This window comes from Psychrobacter sp. PL19 (assembly GCF_017875835.1).
GTDB lineage: Bacteria > Pseudomonadota > Gammaproteobacteria > Pseudomonadales > Moraxellaceae > Psychrobacter.
In genome coordinates, this window is the sequence record NZ_JAGING010000001.1 from 2,977,776 (window position 1) to 2,994,712 (window position 16,937).

The 16,937-nt window shown below is 43.6% G+C and carries 12 protein-coding genes, 4 tRNA genes and 3 rRNA genes; 5 read left to right on the plus strand and 14 right to left on the minus strand.

Annotation, left to right across the window (positions count from 1 at the left end; genetic code table 11):
• The first annotated feature begins 118 nt into the window (after positions 1–118).
• Both H4W00_RS11780 and H4W00_RS11785 read left to right on the plus strand, forming a co-directional pair.
• Positions 119–194 (plus strand) — tRNA-Lys (locus H4W00_RS11780).
• A 159-nt stretch (positions 195–353) separates the two neighbouring features.
• Positions 354–429 (plus strand) — tRNA-Lys (locus H4W00_RS11785).
• A gap of 415 nt (positions 430–844) precedes the next feature.
• Here H4W00_RS11785 and H4W00_RS11790 read toward each other — a convergent pair.
• Positions 845–1,633 carry an MBL fold metallo-hydrolase gene (locus H4W00_RS11790; RefSeq protein WP_209958467.1) on the minus strand — a complete coding sequence of 263 codons (789 nt, stop codon included), beginning with the start codon at positions 1,631–1,633 and terminating at the stop codon, positions 845–847.
• Between the two features lie 623 nt (positions 1,634–2,256).
• On the opposite strand from H4W00_RS11790, the gene H4W00_RS11795 reads away from it, so the two are divergent.
• Positions 2,257–3,048 carry a dienelactone hydrolase family protein gene (locus tag H4W00_RS11795; protein ID WP_209958469.1) on the plus strand — a complete coding sequence of 264 codons (792 nt, stop codon included), beginning with the start codon at positions 2,257–2,259 and terminating at the stop codon, positions 3,046–3,048.
• 130 nt (positions 3,049–3,178) lie between these two features.
• Here H4W00_RS11795 and H4W00_RS11800 read toward each other — a convergent pair whose 3' ends face one another.
• From H4W00_RS11800 to H4W00_RS11850, 11 genes are all read right to left on the minus strand, one after another.
• The gene (locus H4W00_RS11800; protein ID WP_209958471.1) at positions 3,179–3,856 is read right to left on the minus strand and encodes a DUF938 domain-containing protein; all 678 of its coding nucleotides are present in this window, start codon (positions 3,854–3,856) and stop codon (positions 3,179–3,181) included.
• 12 nt (positions 3,857–3,868) lie between these two features.
• Complete coding sequence (locus tag H4W00_RS11805; RefSeq protein ID WP_209958473.1) at positions 3,869–4,333, minus strand: flavodoxin family protein; 465 nt, start codon at positions 4,331–4,333, stop codon at positions 3,869–3,871.
• Between the two features lies 1 nt (position 4,334).
• Positions 4,335–4,748, minus strand: coding sequence for an OsmC family protein (locus H4W00_RS11810; RefSeq protein WP_209958475.1), 414 nt, complete (start codon positions 4,746–4,748; stop codon positions 4,335–4,337).
• 309 nt (positions 4,749–5,057) lie between these two features.
• The gene (locus H4W00_RS11815; protein ID WP_209958477.1) at positions 5,058–5,402 is read right to left on the minus strand and encodes a hypothetical protein; all 345 of its coding nucleotides are present in this window, start codon (positions 5,400–5,402) and stop codon (positions 5,058–5,060) included.
• A gap of 288 nt (positions 5,403–5,690) precedes the next feature.
• Positions 5,691–5,805: ribosomal RNA gene (gene rrf, locus H4W00_RS11820) — 5S ribosomal RNA — on the minus strand.
• 180 nt (positions 5,806–5,985) lie between these two features.
• Positions 5,986–8,844 (minus strand): 23S ribosomal RNA (locus tag H4W00_RS11825).
• Between the two features lie 348 nt (positions 8,845–9,192).
• A tRNA-Ala gene (locus H4W00_RS11830) sits at positions 9,193–9,268 on the minus strand.
• An 8-nt stretch (positions 9,269–9,276) separates the two neighbouring features.
• A tRNA-Ile gene (locus H4W00_RS11835) sits at positions 9,277–9,353 on the minus strand.
• A 77-nt stretch (positions 9,354–9,430) separates the two neighbouring features.
• Positions 9,431–10,969: ribosomal RNA gene (locus H4W00_RS11840) — 16S ribosomal RNA — on the minus strand.
• Together the 16S, 23S and 5S rRNA genes with 2 tRNA genes alongside form the textbook arrangement of a ribosomal RNA operon.
• A gap of 731 nt (positions 10,970–11,700) precedes the next feature.
• Entirely contained in the window at positions 11,701–12,642 is a 942-nt protein-coding gene (gene pssA / locus H4W00_RS11845) for a CDP-diacylglycerol--serine O-phosphatidyltransferase (protein WP_209958479.1), read from the minus strand.
• Positions 12,643–12,652: 10 nt separating this feature from the next.
• Entirely contained in the window at positions 12,653–13,528 is an 876-nt protein-coding gene (locus H4W00_RS11850) for a 23S rRNA (adenine(2030)-N(6))-methyltransferase RlmJ (RefSeq protein WP_209958481.1), read from the minus strand.
• Between the two features lie 119 nt (positions 13,529–13,647).
• On the opposite strand from H4W00_RS11850, the gene H4W00_RS11855 reads away from it, so the two are divergent.
• Positions 13,648–14,415 carry a 2OG-Fe(II) oxygenase gene (locus H4W00_RS11855; RefSeq protein ID WP_209958484.1) on the plus strand — a complete coding sequence of 256 codons (768 nt, stop codon included), beginning with the start codon at positions 13,648–13,650 and terminating at the stop codon, positions 14,413–14,415.
• A gap of 101 nt (positions 14,416–14,516) precedes the next feature.
• Entirely contained in the window at positions 14,517–15,713 is a 1,197-nt protein-coding gene (gene dapE / locus H4W00_RS11860) for a succinyl-diaminopimelate desuccinylase (protein WP_334685012.1), read from the plus strand.
• 237 nt (positions 15,714–15,950) lie between these two features.
• Here the strand turns inward: dapE and H4W00_RS11865 are convergent, their stop codons facing one another.
• Positions 15,951–16,388, minus strand: coding sequence for a GNAT family N-acetyltransferase (locus H4W00_RS11865; protein ID WP_209958496.1), 438 nt, complete (start codon positions 16,386–16,388; stop codon positions 15,951–15,953).
• A gap of 35 nt (positions 16,389–16,423) precedes the next feature.
• Positions 16,424–16,933 (minus strand): GyrI-like domain-containing protein, encoded by a 510-nt coding sequence (locus H4W00_RS11870; RefSeq protein WP_209958498.1) that lies wholly within the window; start codon positions 16,931–16,933, stop codon positions 16,424–16,426.
• Between the last annotated feature and the right edge of the window lie 4 nt (positions 16,934–16,937).

Below are 16,937 nucleotides of genomic sequence, written 5' to 3' on the forward strand. Positions count from 1 at the left end.
TAAATTCACTTGCGCTCAAGTAGATAGCTTATTTGATTGCAACGTTCCAACAAAATCCTATTTAAAGGATTTTGACTTGCAGAGCTAAAAAAGCAGTGCTTTTTTTATACGCTCTTCAGGGCCGTTAGCTCAGTTGGTAGAGCAGTTGACTTTTAATCAATTGGTCCCGCGTTCGAATCGCGGACGGCCCACCATTTTTAGCTAGATACTTATTATGTATATTGCCCTACTCGGCATTAGCGTAGTAAGATTGTTTAAAGACATCTTTAAGATGTTTAGTTCTAACAAAGTCCTATTTAAAGGATTTTGACTTGCAGAGCTAAAAAAGCAGTGCTTTTTTTATACGCTCTTCAGGGCCGTTAGCTCAGTTGGTAGAGCAGTTGACTTTTAATCAATTGGTCCCGCGTTCGAATCGCGGACGGCCCACCATATTCTAAAAGCCCAGTCATTAATATGACTGGGCTTTTTTTTGCTTGCTATTCTTGAGTAACTTTTCATACTCGAATCATTAATAAAAAGTGCAAGTATAGTTAAAATACCTTAAAACGCGACGGTACTGCTGGTATAAGATGTTTGCAGCCTCTGTCTGTATAGGCACAGCAAGCAAGAAAAACGTATGCCAGCAGTAGGTTATGTATCGATACTACGTTTCATTGACTATAGTCTGTCATGAATCAATTATAAAGCTAAGCTACTAATCATGTGCCAACTGCCAACTGCCAACTGCCAACTGCCAACTGCCAACTAAAAATTATACAGGTGCTGCGTTGAGACAGCCTGACAACATAGTAGCTTTATAATATAGCAACTCTATGGTCGGTTCACTCAATTTTTTATATCCATCCTAACCTTTCTTAGACAAATTTTGAGAGTAGGAATCAATACCCTGACCCCCTAGCAGCTTATGGCGAATAGTGTCTTTTACCGTACGCGGATGCTCAGGAGCTTGGGTAATGAGTAGGTCAAAAGTCGCTGCATCAATTGGAAGGCTGCGCCCATGAGCCATCATGACGTTTGAAGGGTTTAAGTCTTTAATTTTTTGTAAAGAACGAATATAAACTTTAGGATCATAGACTGGAAACGGAGCCACAAATTTTCGCTTGAGCTTAATGATCAAATCACCAGTATAAACTTGGCGGCTGGGCAAATGAAAAAATGATAAGTCTCGATCGGTATGTCCGGGAGTTTCTAGTATTTGCCAATCAGCAAACTTGGGTACACTATCACCATCCTGCACGGTAATATCAGCATGAAGATGTGGCGAATACCATAGAATTTCAAACGTGCGACCCATGCGCTTGGCCGCGAAATGAGCCATTCCCATATCTGCTAAATGCATCAGCCGACCGCCCACCCCTTTATACCACTGCTGCGGCTTATCCGCAGACACGATAAGACAACCAGTCTCTTTTCTAAGCTTAATCGCTCCACCTGCATGATCGGGATGCATATGGGATACTAATACCACTTTTAAATCACTGACTGGTCGACCCAAGGTTTTCAGAATATAGTCTAGCACTACCGGCACATCAGGGCGGCAACAGCCATCTAATAATAACAGCTTGTCAGGATATATCGCTAGGTAAGAACTTTGAACATACCCTTCTATACGCACAATCTCACATAAATTCATTAATAGCCTTTGTGTCATTATCAATTACTATTTTGGTTAGGCTTCATGTTTGATTAGAATTCAGGATTCATTAAACATGAAGCTCACTGCCGTTAGTATAACGCTGATAGTTTAAGTGTGCGCTGTTTTGAGTGAACGGTTGTGTCCATAGTTCAATAATCACCCTGTTAATACTTATGCATTAGACCAGGCTACTTATAAATATTTAACGGACTGTTTTATTTTATTGCCAAGCATTAATTGCTAATGTCGGTGCCAATGGCTATTGTTAGTTTTTAAAAACCACCGTTGTTAGCCTTTAGATGGGTCATTAGCTTAGCACTAAGCAAAAATCATAGAGAACTTGCAGTCACATCAGTAACTAATATTACCCGTAAAGCCCAATTTACACATAAAGACCCTTGTTTATATTTGGTTAACGTTTGCATCCAACAAATAAATCTTATGTTTTTTTAATCACATGCTACTATCAAGAAACCATTCTTATAATCTTCTTGCAATACCCTTGATATAGAAGGCTGTAAATTAGTGATAAACCCTAATGCCAAGCGATAGTAGAAATATAGTAGAAGTATTGTTTGGCTAACTATTTTTATTCTTCACCTTAAATAATGAGACTGCCTATGTTGTCAAATTCTGCTCACTCGCCCACCATCTCTTTCCGCTCATTACTTCTTGCAACCTCAATCGGCTTCATGGCATTGGCTGTTAGCCAAACTGCCGCAGCCATCACTACCAAAAACATTACCTATACGGTAAATAATCAGTCTTATCAAGGTTATTACGCGAAAGCTGACCAGCCTAATGCACCTTTTATCTTACTTATTCACGATTGGGATGGCTTAACGGATTATGAGCGTCAGCGTGCCGATATGTTGGCAACTGAAGGCTATAATGTTTTGGCTGCAGACATGTTTGGACTGGGTATCCGCCCTACTACTATTGAAGACAAAAAACGTCTTACTTCAGCGTTATATGACGATCGGGTGAAGATGCGCAAATTACTCGAAGGAGCGTTGAACATAGGTCAGAAACAAGGCAATGATGTGCGCCAAGGTGTGACGATGGGATACTGTTTTGGTGGCACCGTTGCTCTCGAGTTAGCACGCTCAGGATTCCCGCAAAAAGCCTTTGTGCCCTTTCATGGTGGACTCGATATTCCAGTCGGTCAAAACTATGATAAGACAGTTGGAGAAATACTTGTCTTTCACGGTTCAGCTGATGAGTCAATTCCGTTAGCAGACTTTGCCACACTCGGTAAAACGTTAGAAGCTTCGAATGTACAACATGAGATGGTTACTTATAGTGGTGCAAAACACGCCTTCACTGTGTTCGATAGCGATAGATATGATGCTCGAGCAGATAAACGCTCTTGGAAGCGTTATATGGATTTTTTAGCAGAGGAATATAATTAGCAGAGGAATATAAAAAGTTTCATCGAAAAAAAACATAAGCAAACTCAAATAAAAAACTCCCTTAATTCAGATCGTATCATGATCGGTTAAGAGAGTTTTTTTGATGCTAATTTTCTAATACTCAACAGTATTATCGTTTTTTAAAAATCAGTAGCTGGTTGCTGGCTGGCATTGCATGAGTAGCAAATAATACTAAATGATGTTGGTCCGCTAGCTCTATAACATCTTCCTTATGACGAATACCACTGCTGGGATTCTGCTGACGTAGCATGTCATCAAAACGATGGTTACCCTCACTGGTATAATGTCCACTCTCATTGAATGGGCCATAAATAAGCAGCTTACCATCAATCGGTAATGCATTACCCACCGATTCGAATAGTTTTTCGACTAGAGACCATGCGATGATGTGTAGCGTGTTAGCCGTAAACACCGCATCATAAGGTCGATTAGAAGAAAGACTGATGGGTAATGGATCAACCGCCAAATCCAAAGGTAGAGGCGCATAGAGATTAGCTGCAGGATGGGCATCATGCCAAGCATTAATAGCCCAATGATTAGCTACGAGGTCGCTGGTTTGCCACGTTATCTTTGGCAACTGCGGCGCGAAATACACGCTATGTTGACCAGTACCCGACCCTATCTCAAGTACATGCTTAAAAGATATCAACTCTATTTTTAATACTTCTAAGATTGCATGCTTATTATTCTCACAAGCTCGAGAAAACGGTGGCGCAGCAGATAAGCTCATATCACTATTACCTAAATTATCAGTATTACTTAAGTTTCTTAGATTATTTTTATCCATAACAACAGGCTATTAATAAATACCTGCCTCTACGCCAGCAGCAAGGGTCATTGCTAGCTCTTCGACTTGTGCCGTAAACTCATCTTGCCAAACCCCCTGTAAGATCAGCGCCTCTTGTATCCATGACCAACGTAAACCAGTCGTAATCGTCTGTATCGCGCGTTTGGTACCGGTACCATCTTCGCCCGCACGAATATATAAGGCAAAAGGCATACCTTGTTTCTTTTCCAGTACTGGATAATAACAGCGATCAAAGAAGTCTTTGGTCAGTCCAGCCATATAGGCTAGGTTTTCAGTGGTTCCTAAAAGTAGCGCGTCAGCTGCCAGCACATCTTCAGGCTGGGTGTCTTGGGGAGACTTGATAACTACCTTGATATCTATATCTGGATGATTAGCGCCGTCATAAGCCGCTTGTGATAATTTCTTAGTATTTACCGATGGTGCGTGTGCGATTATAAGTAAGGTTTTAGTTGGCATATTAGGACCCATCTGCATAGCTAAAGGTCAAATTTTGGGTAATGTCAGGATGGATGCTTTGAGCAACAGGGCAACTGAGCGCAGTGTTATAAAGTATCTTTTGGGTTCTATCGTCAAGCGCATGCATAAAGGTCATCACAATATGCACTTCACTAACACGTCTAGGGTTAGCAGCCATAATTTTAGTGACTTCAGCCGTCGTGCCTATAATATCGACACCCATATCAGCGGCTTTTATACCAATAATAGTGAGCATACAACTGGCTAAGCTGGTTGCTAATAAATCAGTGGGTGAAAATGCTTCACCTTTACCATGATTATCGACAGGAGCATCAGTAATGATTTCATTATTAGATTGCAGATGAATAGCTTGGGTACGTAGATTGCCTTGGTAAGTGACTTTAGACATTACCATATTACTGTCCTAGTTATATTGAATGTGATTAAGTATAAAACTAGTGTACCGGAACCTCATAGTAATAACCAGCAACCTCAAATCTCAAGATTTTCTTTTTAGAATAACCAATAAGAAGCCCCACTGCATGTTATGAAGCGAAGATTCTTTATTTAGAGTGAAAAATAAAATATAAAACATAAAGCCAAAGAAAAACCCCTAGGCTAAGGGGTTTTCGATGTAAACATCTAACGGCAACCTACTTTTGTATGGATAACTCTACATTATTATCAGTACTTTACTTCAAAGCTTAATCAGACATCGTTTAAGTTAGTTACATCTCTTAGATTCGAACGCTTTTCTAACTGCTTCTTTCTCACCTCTTACGTTAGCAAGTTCCGATGCTTCGACACCATCACCTTGACCATATCCCATCCAAAAGGCCTGAACCTTACTCGTTTTAATTCTTTGTTCCTGTGCAACATATAGCTGATTTTCTCGGCGAGCTAGAGAAGCAATTTCAGTACTTAAATCTCCACAGTCAAACTTTTCATAATTTAATCCGGAGGTATATGAACCAGTAATCTGAGCAGAAGGAGTAGGCATATTCATACACCCGGAAATTATAAATACTGGAATGAGTGTAACTATTTTAATAACTACATTTTTACGCATTTTATTATCCTTCAAAAAACCTTTAAGTAACTAATTCTAACATGTATGTTACTGATACGTAATCAGATGAGCTAATTTAACTCAACTAACAAGGTATGCATTTTGAATAATATTTGCGTAGTTATGAGTATGACGTAAGTAATAAAAAGCCCCCAACATTAGATATAAAGAGCTCTCAAGAGTGAATTCCTACAGGGAAAGCTTTACGCCTTGCGCTACGGCCCACTAGAAACTTAGGCAAAGAAAAGCCCCCAACGAATTAACGTTGGGGGCTTTACTAGAATAGAGAGCTGACGATGACCTACTCTCACATGGACGAATCCACACTACCATTGGCGCGATGATGTTTCACTTCTGAGTTCGGTAAGGGATCAGGTGGTTCCATCATGCTATTGTCGTCAGCAAAGGGGGTTAGATATGAGTCTGTTGTTGTTATTGACTTAAGTATTAGCTTAAAGCCTGTCAACATAAACCTAACTGAATCAAGGTTTAAGGTGATATCGAAATGTATTTATATTCTATAGCATTTTAGCTATACAAGATAGATTAATTAGAGCTCTCATACAAACCACTTGGGTGTTGTATGGTCAAGCCAAACGAGCAATTAGTACAGGTTAGCTACACACATCGCTGTGCTTCCACACCCTGCCTATCAACGTCGTAGTCTTCAACGGCTCTTTAGGGAAATCTTATCTTGAGGTGGGCTTCCCGCTTAGATGCTTTCAGCGGTTATCCCATCCGAACGTAGCTACCGGGCAATGCCACTGGCGTGACAACCCGAACACCAGAGGTTCGTCCACTCTGGTCCTCTCGTACTAGGAGCAGATCCTCTCAAATTTCCAACGCCCACGGTAGATAGGGACCGAACTGTCTCACGACGTTCTAAACCCAGCTCGCGTACCTCTTTAAATGGCGAACAGCCATACCCTTAGGACCTGCTTCAGCCCTAGGATGAGATGAGCCGACATCGAGGTGCCAAACACCGCCGTCGATATGAACTCTTGGGCGGTATCAGCCTGTTATCCCCAGAGTACCTTTTATCCGTTGAGCGATGGCCCTTCCATACAGAACCACCGGATCACTAAGACCTACTTTCGTACCTGCTCGACTTGTGGGTCTCGCAGTTAAGCGCGCTTTTGCCTTTATACTCTATGAACGATTTCCGACCGTTCTGAGCGCACCTTCGTACTCCTCCGTTACTCTTTAGGAGGAGACCGCCCCAGTCAAACTACCCACCATACATTGTCCTCGGTATTGTTATACCTGAGTTAGAACCCCGACATGACCAGGGTGGTATTTCAAGATTGGCTCCACCAAGACTAGCGTCTCGGCTTCAAAGCCTCCCACCTATCCTGCACAAGTCAGGTCAAAGTTCAATGTAAAGCTGTAGTAAAGGTTCACGGGGTCTTTCCGTCTAGCCGCGGGTACACAGCATCTTCACTGCGATTTCGATTTCACTGAGTCTCTGCTGGAGACAGCGCTGCCGTCATTATGCCATTCGTGCAGGTCAGAACTTACCTGACAAGGAATTTCGCTACCTTAGGACCGTTATAGTTACGGCCGCCGTTTACTGGGGCTTCGATCAAGAGCTTCGCTTACGCTAACCCCATCAATTAACCTTCCAGCACCGGGCAGGCATCACACCCTATACGTCCACTTTCGTGTTTGCAGAGTGCTGTGTTTTTAATAAACAGTTGCAGCAGCCTGGTATCTGCGACTGCTAATAGCTTACGGAGCAAGTCCTTCACCATCAGCAGCGTACCTTCTCCCGAAGTTACGGTACCATTTTGCCTAGTTCCTTCAGCAGAGTTCTCTCAAGCGCCTTGGTATTCTCTACCTGATCACCTGTGTCGGTTTAGGGTACGATTCGTTTATAACTATTGCTTAGAAGCTTTTCCTGGAAGCATGGTATTTGCCACTTCGCTGTACAAGTACAGCTTGCTATCAGATCTCGGTATTAACAGTCCGGATTTGCCTAAACTGTCTACCTACATCCTTTCACCTGGACAACCGTCGCCAGGCTGGCATAACCTTCTCCGTCCCTCCATCGCATTATAAACAAGTATCAGAATATTAACTGATTTCCCATCGACTACGCCTTTCGGCCTCGCCTTAGGGGTCGACTCACCCAGCCCCGATTAACGTTGGACTGGAACCCTTGATCTTCCGGCGTGCGAGCTTTTCACTCGCATTATCGTTACTCACGTCAGCATTCGCTCTTGTGATACCTCCAGCATGCCTTACGACACACCTTCACAGGCTTACACAACGCTCCCCTACCACTTGAAAACAAATTCAAATCCGCAGCTTCGGCTCCTAGTTTGAGCCCCGTTACATCTTCCGCGCGGGCCGACTCGACTAGTGAGCTATTACGCTTTCTTTAAAGGATGGCTGCTTCTAAGCCAACCTCCTAGCTGTCTATGCCTTCCCACCTCGTTTCCCACTTAACTAGGAATTTGGGGCCTTAGCTGGCGGTCTGGGTTGTTTCCCTCTCCACAATGGACGTTAGCACCCACTGTGTGTCTCCCGGATATCACTCATCGGTATTCGGAGTTTGCATCGGTTTGGTAAGTCGGTATGACCCCCTAGCCGAAACAGTGCTCTACCCCCAATGGTGTTCGTCCGAGGCGCTACCTAAATAGCTTTCGGGGAGAACCAGCTATCACCGAGTTTGATTAGCCTTTCACCCCTATCCACAAGTCATCCCCTAGCTTTTCAACGATAGTGGGTTCGGTCCTCCGGTGCCTGTTACGGCACTTTCAACCTGCTCATGGATAGATCACTCGGTTTCGGGTCTATGCCCTGCAACTATTCGCCCTATTAAGACTCGGTTTCCCTACGGCTCCCCTAAATGGTTAACCTCGCTACAGAACATAAGTCGCTGACCCATTATACAAAAGGTACGCGGTCACCCCAATAAATTGAGGCTCCCACTGCTTGTACGCACACGGTTTCAGGTTCTATTTCACTCCCCTCACAGGGGTTCTTTTCGCCTTTCCCTCACGGTACTGGTTCACTATCGGTCAGTCAGGAGTATTTAGCCTTGGAGGATGGTCCCCCCATCTTCAAACAGGATTTCTCGTGTCCCGCCCTACTTAATATGTTAACTCTAATGTTTCGAATACAGGACTATCACCTACTACGGTCAGCTTTCCCACGCTGTTCTTCTACATTAGAATTAATCGGCTTCTCCCCGTTCGCTCGCCGCTACTTGGGGAATCTCATTTGATGTCTTTTCCTAAGGGTACTGAGATGTTTCACTTCCCCTCGTTCGCTTCTCGTACAAGTACGAGATACCTACCTTATGGTAAGTGGGTTTCCCCATTCAGAAATCTCCGGATCACAGGATATTGCCGCCTCCCCGAAGCTTATCGCAGGCTGTCACGTCTTTCATCGCCTCTGACTGCCAAGGCATCCACCATGTGCGCTTCATTACTTGACCATACAACCCCAAGTAGTCTTTCAACTATCTAAGTGTTATATGAGTCTAATTATGATAACGATATCACCTAATTTTATACGCTTGATTCAGTTCTCTTTATTATTTGATAATCAATCCTCTGGGATAACAACTGATGTCGTTAAGAGAATCGATTATCAGGTTAGAAACAACACGTGAACATGTTGTTCTAACCCAGACTCATATCTATGTTTTTAAATAGTTCCTGTATTCTCGTCGAATTACAGGTTCTGTATAAAACAGAAAGAAGTAATCTTAAGATATATTTCGCTATATCTAAATCACTTGTTTCTATGTTATTCGCACTCTAAGCTTACTCTGTGTTTATGATGGTGGAGCCAAACGGAGTCGAACCGTTGACCTCCTGCGTGCAAGGCAGGCGCTCTACCAGCTGAGCTATGGCCCCATATAAAATGGTGGGTCTAAGTGGACTTGAACCACTGACCCCCGCGTTATCAACACGGTGCTCTAACCAGCTGAGCTACAGACCCATATACGTTTATGCAATAAACGTAAGCTTAAACTAAAGAACAACTTGTTGTGAATTCTTGCTGACCGAATGCGTCTATAAGGAGGTGATCCAGCCGCAGGTTCCCCTACGGCTACCTTGTTACGACTTCACCCCAGTCGCCAACCACACCGTGGTGAACGCCATCCCTAAGGTTAGGCTATCCACTTCTGGTGCAATCAACTCCCATGGTGTGACGGGCGGTGTGTACAAGGCCCGGGAACGTATTCACCGCGGCATTCTGATCCGCGATTACTAGCGATTCCTACTTCATGGAGTCGAGTTGCAGACTCCAATCTGGACTACGATAGGCTTTTTGAGATTCGCATCACATCGCTGTGTAGCTGCCCTCTGTACCTACCATTGTAGCACGTGTGTAGCCCTGGTCGTAAGGGCCATGATGACTTGACGTCGTCCCCGCCTTCCTCCAGTTTGTCACTGGCAGTATCCTTAGAGTTCCCGGCTTAACCCGCTGGTAACTAAGGACAAGGGTTGCGCTCGTTGCGGGACTTAACCCAACATCTCACGACACGAGCTGACGACAGCCATGCAGCACCTGTATTCTAATTCCCGAAGGCACTCCCGCATCTCTGCAGGATTCTAGATATGTCAAGACCAGGTAAGGTTCTTCGCGTTGCATCGAATTAAACCACATGCTCCACCGCTTGTGCGGGCCCCCGTCAATTCATTTGAGTTTTAACCTTGCGGCCGTACTCCCCAGGCGGTCTACTTATTGCGTTAGCTGCGTCACTAAGTCCTCAAGGGACCCAACGACTAGTAGACATCGTTTACGGCGTGGACTACCAGGGTATCTAATCCTGTTTGCTACCCACGCTTTCGAGCCTCAGTGTCAGTATGATGCCAGAAGGCTGCCTTCGCCATCGGTATTCCTCCAGATCTCTACGCATTTCACCGCTACACCTGGAATTCTACCTTCCTCTCACCTACTCTAGCCTAACAGTTTCAGATGCAGTTCCCAGGTTAAGCCCGGGGATTTCACATCTGACTTATCAAGCCACCTACGCTCGCTTTACGCCCAGTAATTCCGATTAACGCTTGCACCCTCTGTATTACCGCGGCTGCTGGCACAGAGTTAGCCGGTGCTTATTCTGCAGCTAATGTCATCGTCCATGGGTATTAACCATGGAGTCTTCTTCACTGCTTAAAGTGCTTTACAACCAAAAGGCCTTCTTCACACACGCGGCATGGCTGGATCAGGCTTTCGCCCATTGTCCAATATTCCCCACTGCTGCCTCCCGTAGGAGTCCGGGCCGTGTCTCAGTCCCGGTGTGGCTGATCATCCTCTCAGACCAGCTACAGATCGTCGCCATGGTAGGCCTTTACCCCACCATCTAGCTAATCCGACTTAGGCTCATCTAATAGCGAGAGCAGTAAACTGCCCCCTTTCTCCCGTAGGTCGTATGCGGTATTAATTCGAGTTTCCCCGAGCTATCCCCCACTACTAGGTAGATTCCTAAGTATTACTCACCCGTCCGCCGCTCGACGCCTGGTAGCAAGCTACCATCGTTTCCGCTCGACTTGCATGTGTTAAGCCTGCCGCCAGCGTTCAATCTGAGCCATGATCAAACTCTTCAGTTTAATCTTGCTATGTAACCCTTTAAAGAGGTTACTAAACTTGGCTCATCTAATCTGGCAATTACGCTCTTCGTATGTTTTCATTTAAATGAATTAACTTTGAGTTTTCTTGCTGTCTTAAATGATAATTTTTATAGTTAATAGACTTCCCGAAAAGAGAAGACAGTCAACTTTATTTTTTAGCATTCTGAATCAGCAAAAATCCACACAAGTTGTTCTTTAGTTATGCTTTTAAATAGTGTTATTCACTGTCGTCCAGTAAATAATGTTTTCGCTAATTAAGGTAAGCTATTTAGCTTATCTCGTTTAGCGAGCTGACTAGTATATCATGTTGAAATAACCTGTCAAGTCTTTGTTCCAATTCGTTTCAGTAGGTTAGCTCGGTAGTCATTGAGTAATGAATTACTCTTAAACTTGCTAGCTTCCCTTGCTGAGGTGCGTATTATAGACGCTTTTAATACGGTGTCAAGAAGTTATTTAACTAACTTTTTCTAAAGTGGTAAACCACTTCATAAAGCCGCTCTTCCCTTCCGACTGGGTGGCATTATACGCAGTTTCATGTGTGGGTCAAGCGGTTTTGGTGGTTAAATTAATTATAGTCTTTGAATCAGATATAAAATCAAAGATAAAGAAAGAGCCATCCTAGACAGGGCGGCTCTTTTCACAATACAAAACTGACGCTCTATCTACTAGAAATTTTATCTAAGTCTAAGACTGTATTGTAGATATCGTTTCTAAACCTTACTTTTTAACGTCGTAACGATGCCGGATAGCGCATAAATAAAACCAATGGCTAGAATGCCAACTGGTATGTCATATATCGCTATGCTCATAACTAATACGCCAACGATCAAGACTACAAAGGGGACCTTCTTTTTGTCGAACTCTTTAAAGCTGTAGTACTTTACGTTACTGACCATCAATAAACCACATATCACCACCCAAGCGGCGAACAACATTATCACCAGCGTATCATATTGCCCCACCCACTCGTTATGATCAATCGCGACCATGACGGCAGATGTTACTAAAATAGCAGCCAGTGGACTGGCCAAGCCGACAAAGTACTTTTTGTCAACTATACCGACCTGTACATTAAAGCGTGCCAAACGAAAAGCCCCGCAGGCAGTGAACACAAATGCACAACCTAGACCAATGCGACCTAATGGCTCTAGCGCAAAGCTATAAATTAGAATTGCCGGGGCAATACCAAAAGCCAACATATCGGCCAGAGAGTCATATTGCTCCCCAAATGGACTTTGCGCATTGAGCATCCGTGCAACTCGACCATCTGCACCATCTAAAATAGCTGATAAGAAAATCGCTAAGGACGCTTGATAAAATCGTCCATCAGTACTGGCCAAAATTGAGTAAAAACCAGATAGTAATGACAAAGTGGTAATTAAGTTAGGTGCTAAATAAACACCACGACTCACCACTTGCTTACCTTCAGCGACTTCTGATTCAATCACCTCAAAAGTCAGACCGTCATAGTCATCATTATCCGCTAAACGGATATTAGACTCATGCTCATCTACAAAGGGCGGCTGGGTAGCCGCACTGTCCTGCAATAGAGGTTCTTTTGGCAGTCCAGCGTTCAGATGGTTACTATCTGTACGATTGTTACTTGAATTATTGGTGTTACCTGAGTTATTGGGTGGTTGCTCGGTGGTCATAACAAGGTCCTTATTCGCCAACCAGCCAGCGCACATTAGTCGCGCTATCGGGGGTTAGGTTAGGCGCATCAGCTACTTTAAATACAGGTTGTAAGAAACGTAATATCTCACGTGCATGGTTGTCAAACTGCCACGGTGGATTGATAATGAGCATACCCGTACCATTTAGGCCAACAGCAATATCATTGGGATAGATATTCAGCTCACAAACCAGCTGACGTCTCATCTCGGTACGTTTCAGTTTCTTATAAAACAACTCTACCGCTTCAATGTTCTTAATAGGGAACCATAACGCGTAAGTGCCTTGTGGCCACTTATTATAAGACGCTACTAATAAATTGATCAGACGGGTAAAATCTTTATGTTCTTGTTCATATGGCGGATCAAGTAGAATTAGACCACGTTTCTCTTGTGGCGGGATGACCGCAGCAATACCTTCAAATGCATTGCGATGATGAATACCAATAGGCAATTTATGCAGCTGGTAGTTAAGGGCATCATACTCGCTAGCTTTTGCTTCAAACGCTTCACCGCGAACACTACCATCAGTGCTTTTTTCGACATGATGCGCAATCCACCACGGCGAGCCAGGATAAACTTTTTTGTCATAAGTAAAACGGGCTTGCTTAACGCCTTCCACGTAATCTTTAACCGCTGTTGGCGCTTGTTCGGTATCAGCTTTCATCAAGGCTTGAACACCGCCTCTAAACTCTCCTGTCTTACGTGCCTCTTCACTGGCAAGCGAATACAGGCCACGGCCACCATAGGCGTCAAGCACATAAAAAGGTTTGTTTTTTTGGCTTAATTGATTAAGCAGTTGTACCAATAAAATGTGTTTGACCACATCAGCAAAGTTACCGGCGTGATAGGCATGTTTATAATTCATAAGTTTAAAAGTTTAAGTAAGAAAAATTGCATCTATGGTAGCATAGGAAGCGCAAAAAATAACGATGGTTTTGGTAAATAGGTGTTGATTGACCGTTGATAGAGCAAGGTGGTAATGAAATGATAGAGATTAGCAGTAACCTTCATTTGACAGATTTAAGCTCAACAGAGTTGGTCATCGATAATCCGATAGGGGATAATAATCCGCCGCTGCTTACTCCGAATATCGATGGCATTAATGATGTTTCACTTACCCAACATGAACTACAACTGTCTGATTTCGAAGTTGACTGGGGAGATAGGCTTACTAACACCCAGCTTGATAAGCTCGTCAATGAGGGTTGGATCATTATCGATGATGTATTTAACAGTAAGGCTCTGTTAGCGCTACAGGCGGAAAGTGGCTTTGTTGACTATCGAGCAGCACAGCTCACCGCCGGTATTCAGGTCAGTGATATTCGCGGTGATAACATCCGCTGGATTACGCAGGTTTTTTTTGCTGGGTTTTATTATCTACAAAGCATTAACGCACTTGCTACCGTATTTAATCGCAGTTTATTCACTGGTATCCGCCATAGCGAGGCGCATTATGCCTGCTATCCGGTCGGCTTTGGTTACCAATGGCATAAAGATAATCCTACGAACCGTGATGAGCGCGTCCTCTCAGCGGTGTTTTATCTCAATGATGAATGGGCAAACAGTGACGGCGGTGCGTTAGAAGTGATCGATAATCATGGCAAGCATCACAATGTTATGCCAGTGGCTAATCGCTTAGTAATCTTTAATAGTAATATACAACATCAAGTACAGACAGCCCACCGGCAACGTTACTCTATTGCTACCTGGATGCGCCGTGATGGCTTAGTTCCTTTCGTTGAAAACACTTAATATTGAAAGCAACTAATAATGAACTACTTTTAACTTTGAAAAGGCTCCCAATGTCAAATCATAACTTAACAGCAGAGACTGTTAGCAATCATAGCGAAAGCATGAAAACCTCCACAACAGATACTTCTCAGCAAGCAACTTTAGCCTTAAGTATGGCATTGATGGAGCGTCCTTCGGTGACACCTGACGATACCGGATGCCAAGACATATTGTCAGCGCGACTTCAGCAAGCGGGATTTGACTGCGAGTTTATGTACTTCGGCGATAGACAACAAAGCGGTGAACATGCTGAAGTCAAAAACTTATGGGCGCGGCGCGGAACCACTGAGCCAGTGATTTGCTTTGCAGGTCATACCGATGTGGTACCGACAGGCGATGAAAACAATTGGACTTATCCGCCATTTACTCCAACGCTTGCTAATGGTTATCTATGGGGACGCGGCGCGGCTGATATGAAAACCGGTATTGCCGCCTTTACGGTCGCTGCCGAACGCTTTGTCCTCAACCATCCAGAACATAACGGCTCTATTGCATTCTTAATTACTTCTGACGAAGAAGGCCCATCAATTAATGGCACAGTCAAAGTAATCGAAGCGCTAGAAGCACGAAATGAAAAAATTACTTATTGCCTCGTTGGTGAGCCATCGAGTACCGACACCCTCGGCGATATTATCAAAAACGGTCGCCGTGGCTCATTGGGTGCAGTCTTAACCGTTACTGGTAAACAAGGCCATGTTGCCTACCTACATCTAGCTTCCAACCCTATTCATGCGGTCCTGCCAGCACTGGCGGAATTGACTGAGGCGACTTGGGATAAAGGTAATGAGTACTTCCCCGCCACCTCACTACAAATCTCTAATATCAACGGCGGCACTGGCGCAACCAACGTCATTCCTGCAACGTTAGAGGTGGTCTTTAACTTTCGCTTTTCTACTGAAACTACCGAAGATGAATTAAAAGCAAAAACTCACGCAATATTTGACAAATATTTTTCAGATAGTAAGGCTAAGTATGAGATTAATTGGAAGTTATCAGGTGAACCGTTTTTGACCCCTGAAGGCCAACTAGTCTCAGCATGCCAGCAAGCGATTAAAGCAGTTACCGATACTGATACTACTTTATCCACTTCTGGTGGCACCTCCGACGGACGCTTTATTGCCCCAACGGGTGCGCAAGTGGTAGAGCTTGGCGTACGCAATGCCACCATTCATCAAGTCGATGAAAAGATTGAGATTGATGATTTAGGAAGATTGGCGCAAATATATGAAGGGATTTTAGAGAACTTATTGCTTGATTAAGAACTTCAGTGAGACTGATTATATTTTATCCATAAAAAAGCGCTACTTGCTAAACAAGTAGCGCTTTTTTTATTTTTAGTCAGGACTGTTTTTGATAAAGGCTATGTGTAATAAGGATTATGACGAGCTGCAAATCATTAGCTGTGCGCTTCAAACTATAGCCAGTCATATCAAGTAATAGGTCAATAGTAAACAATTAGCTACGTTTTAAAATAGTTATCAACTGACTACTTTGACCTAGGCGTTATCATGCTTAGCAAAACCAATCTTTGGATAGCTCGTTTTATTAGCCACATCACTCGCTTGCAGATCAGATAATAGAATAATCTGACAGTTGGGTGGTAATTGCTGCTCAATCTTTTTAATCATCATCTTACCGATACCCTGGTGTTGATAGTCTTCCACCACTGCTAATTCTGATAGATAACAGCAGTAGCTAAAATCACTCACGCAGCGTGCGACCCCAATCAACTGTTTTTCATTGACGCCATCATCATCCAACTGTTCATCTATCCATGCCGTGATTAATAAGTCCGCATTATCAAGCATGCCTTTTATTACATAGTAGTTATCTATTGGTCGGCTTGCGCCTAAGCTGCACTTATTAAGTAGTTCGATGAACTGTTCAGGGCTAATAGCTGTATTGATTTGATAGGTTACCTGATGCGTCGTCACAGACTGTCCTTTTAATGCTCATCACATGACTGAATTCACTCGATACCAATATAGACATCAACTTGACCGTATTCTAGATTGCCATCGACATAACACTCAAAATCGACATCGTAAACTCGCGTGTGTTCGCAGCTTGGGTCATTAAAATATTCCCAGACCTTCTCCCAAGCATTCATCACCGTATTAGGCATGTTGCCATGCTCAGAGAATACTAAATACTTTCCTGCAGGAATAGTCACTGTCATCACACTGCCAGCATTGAGAGTAGCGTCTTTGCCTGGCTGCTCTTGCTCGCCTTGCTGACTGCCTACCTTCCAACTGGCTACGACATCAAAAGCGCCGACTTCATCATTGCTCTCATAGTTGTGATAAATACCATAAATATCCTCACCCTTTTCGAGATGACTCACATGACCTTGATAAAACTTTTGCCATAATCTACCTAATTTGGCAGTGTCGTGGCTGATTTCAGCAATATTGGTGGTGCGAACGCTGATACCTTTACAAGCTACCGCTTCGGTTAGCTCTTTAATTTGTGAAGTCATGATA

What these genes read in the sequence shown, in the direction of transcription:
- H4W00_RS11805 (WP_209958473.1), bottom strand. Translation starts at nt 4,333, where the DNA reads ATGCCAACTAAAACCTTACTTATAATCGCACACGCACCATCGGTAAAT.
- dapE (WP_334685012.1), top strand. Translation starts at nt 14,517, where the DNA reads ATGAAAACCTCCACAACAGATACTTCTCAGCAAGCAACTTTAGCCTTA.
- H4W00_RS11810 (WP_209958475.1), bottom strand. Translation starts at nt 4,748, where the DNA reads ATGGTAATGTCTAAAGTCACTTACCAAGGCAATCTACGTACCCAAGCT.
- H4W00_RS11850 (WP_209958481.1), bottom strand. Translation starts at nt 13,528, where the DNA reads ATGAATTATAAACATGCCTATCACGCCGGTAACTTTGCTGATGTGGTC.
- H4W00_RS11815 (WP_209958477.1), bottom strand. Translation starts at nt 5,402, where the DNA reads ATGCGTAAAAATGTAGTTATTAAAATAGTTACACTCATTCCAGTATTT.
- H4W00_RS11800 (WP_209958471.1), bottom strand. Translation starts at nt 3,856, where the DNA reads ATGGATAAAAATAATCTAAGAAACTTAAGTAATACTGATAATTTAGGT.
- H4W00_RS11855 (WP_209958484.1), top strand. Translation starts at nt 13,648, where the DNA reads ATGATAGAGATTAGCAGTAACCTTCATTTGACAGATTTAAGCTCAACA.
- pssA (WP_209958479.1), bottom strand. Translation starts at nt 12,642, where the DNA reads ATGACCACCGAGCAACCACCCAATAACTCAGGTAACACCAATAATTCA.
- H4W00_RS11790 (WP_209958467.1), bottom strand. Translation starts at nt 1,633, where the DNA reads ATGAATTTATGTGAGATTGTGCGTATAGAAGGGTATGTTCAAAGTTCT.
- H4W00_RS11870 (WP_209958498.1), bottom strand. Translation starts at nt 16,933, where the DNA reads ATGACTTCACAAATTAAAGAGCTAACCGAAGCGGTAGCTTGTAAAGGT.
- H4W00_RS11795 (WP_209958469.1), top strand. Translation starts at nt 2,257, where the DNA reads ATGTTGTCAAATTCTGCTCACTCGCCCACCATCTCTTTCCGCTCATTA.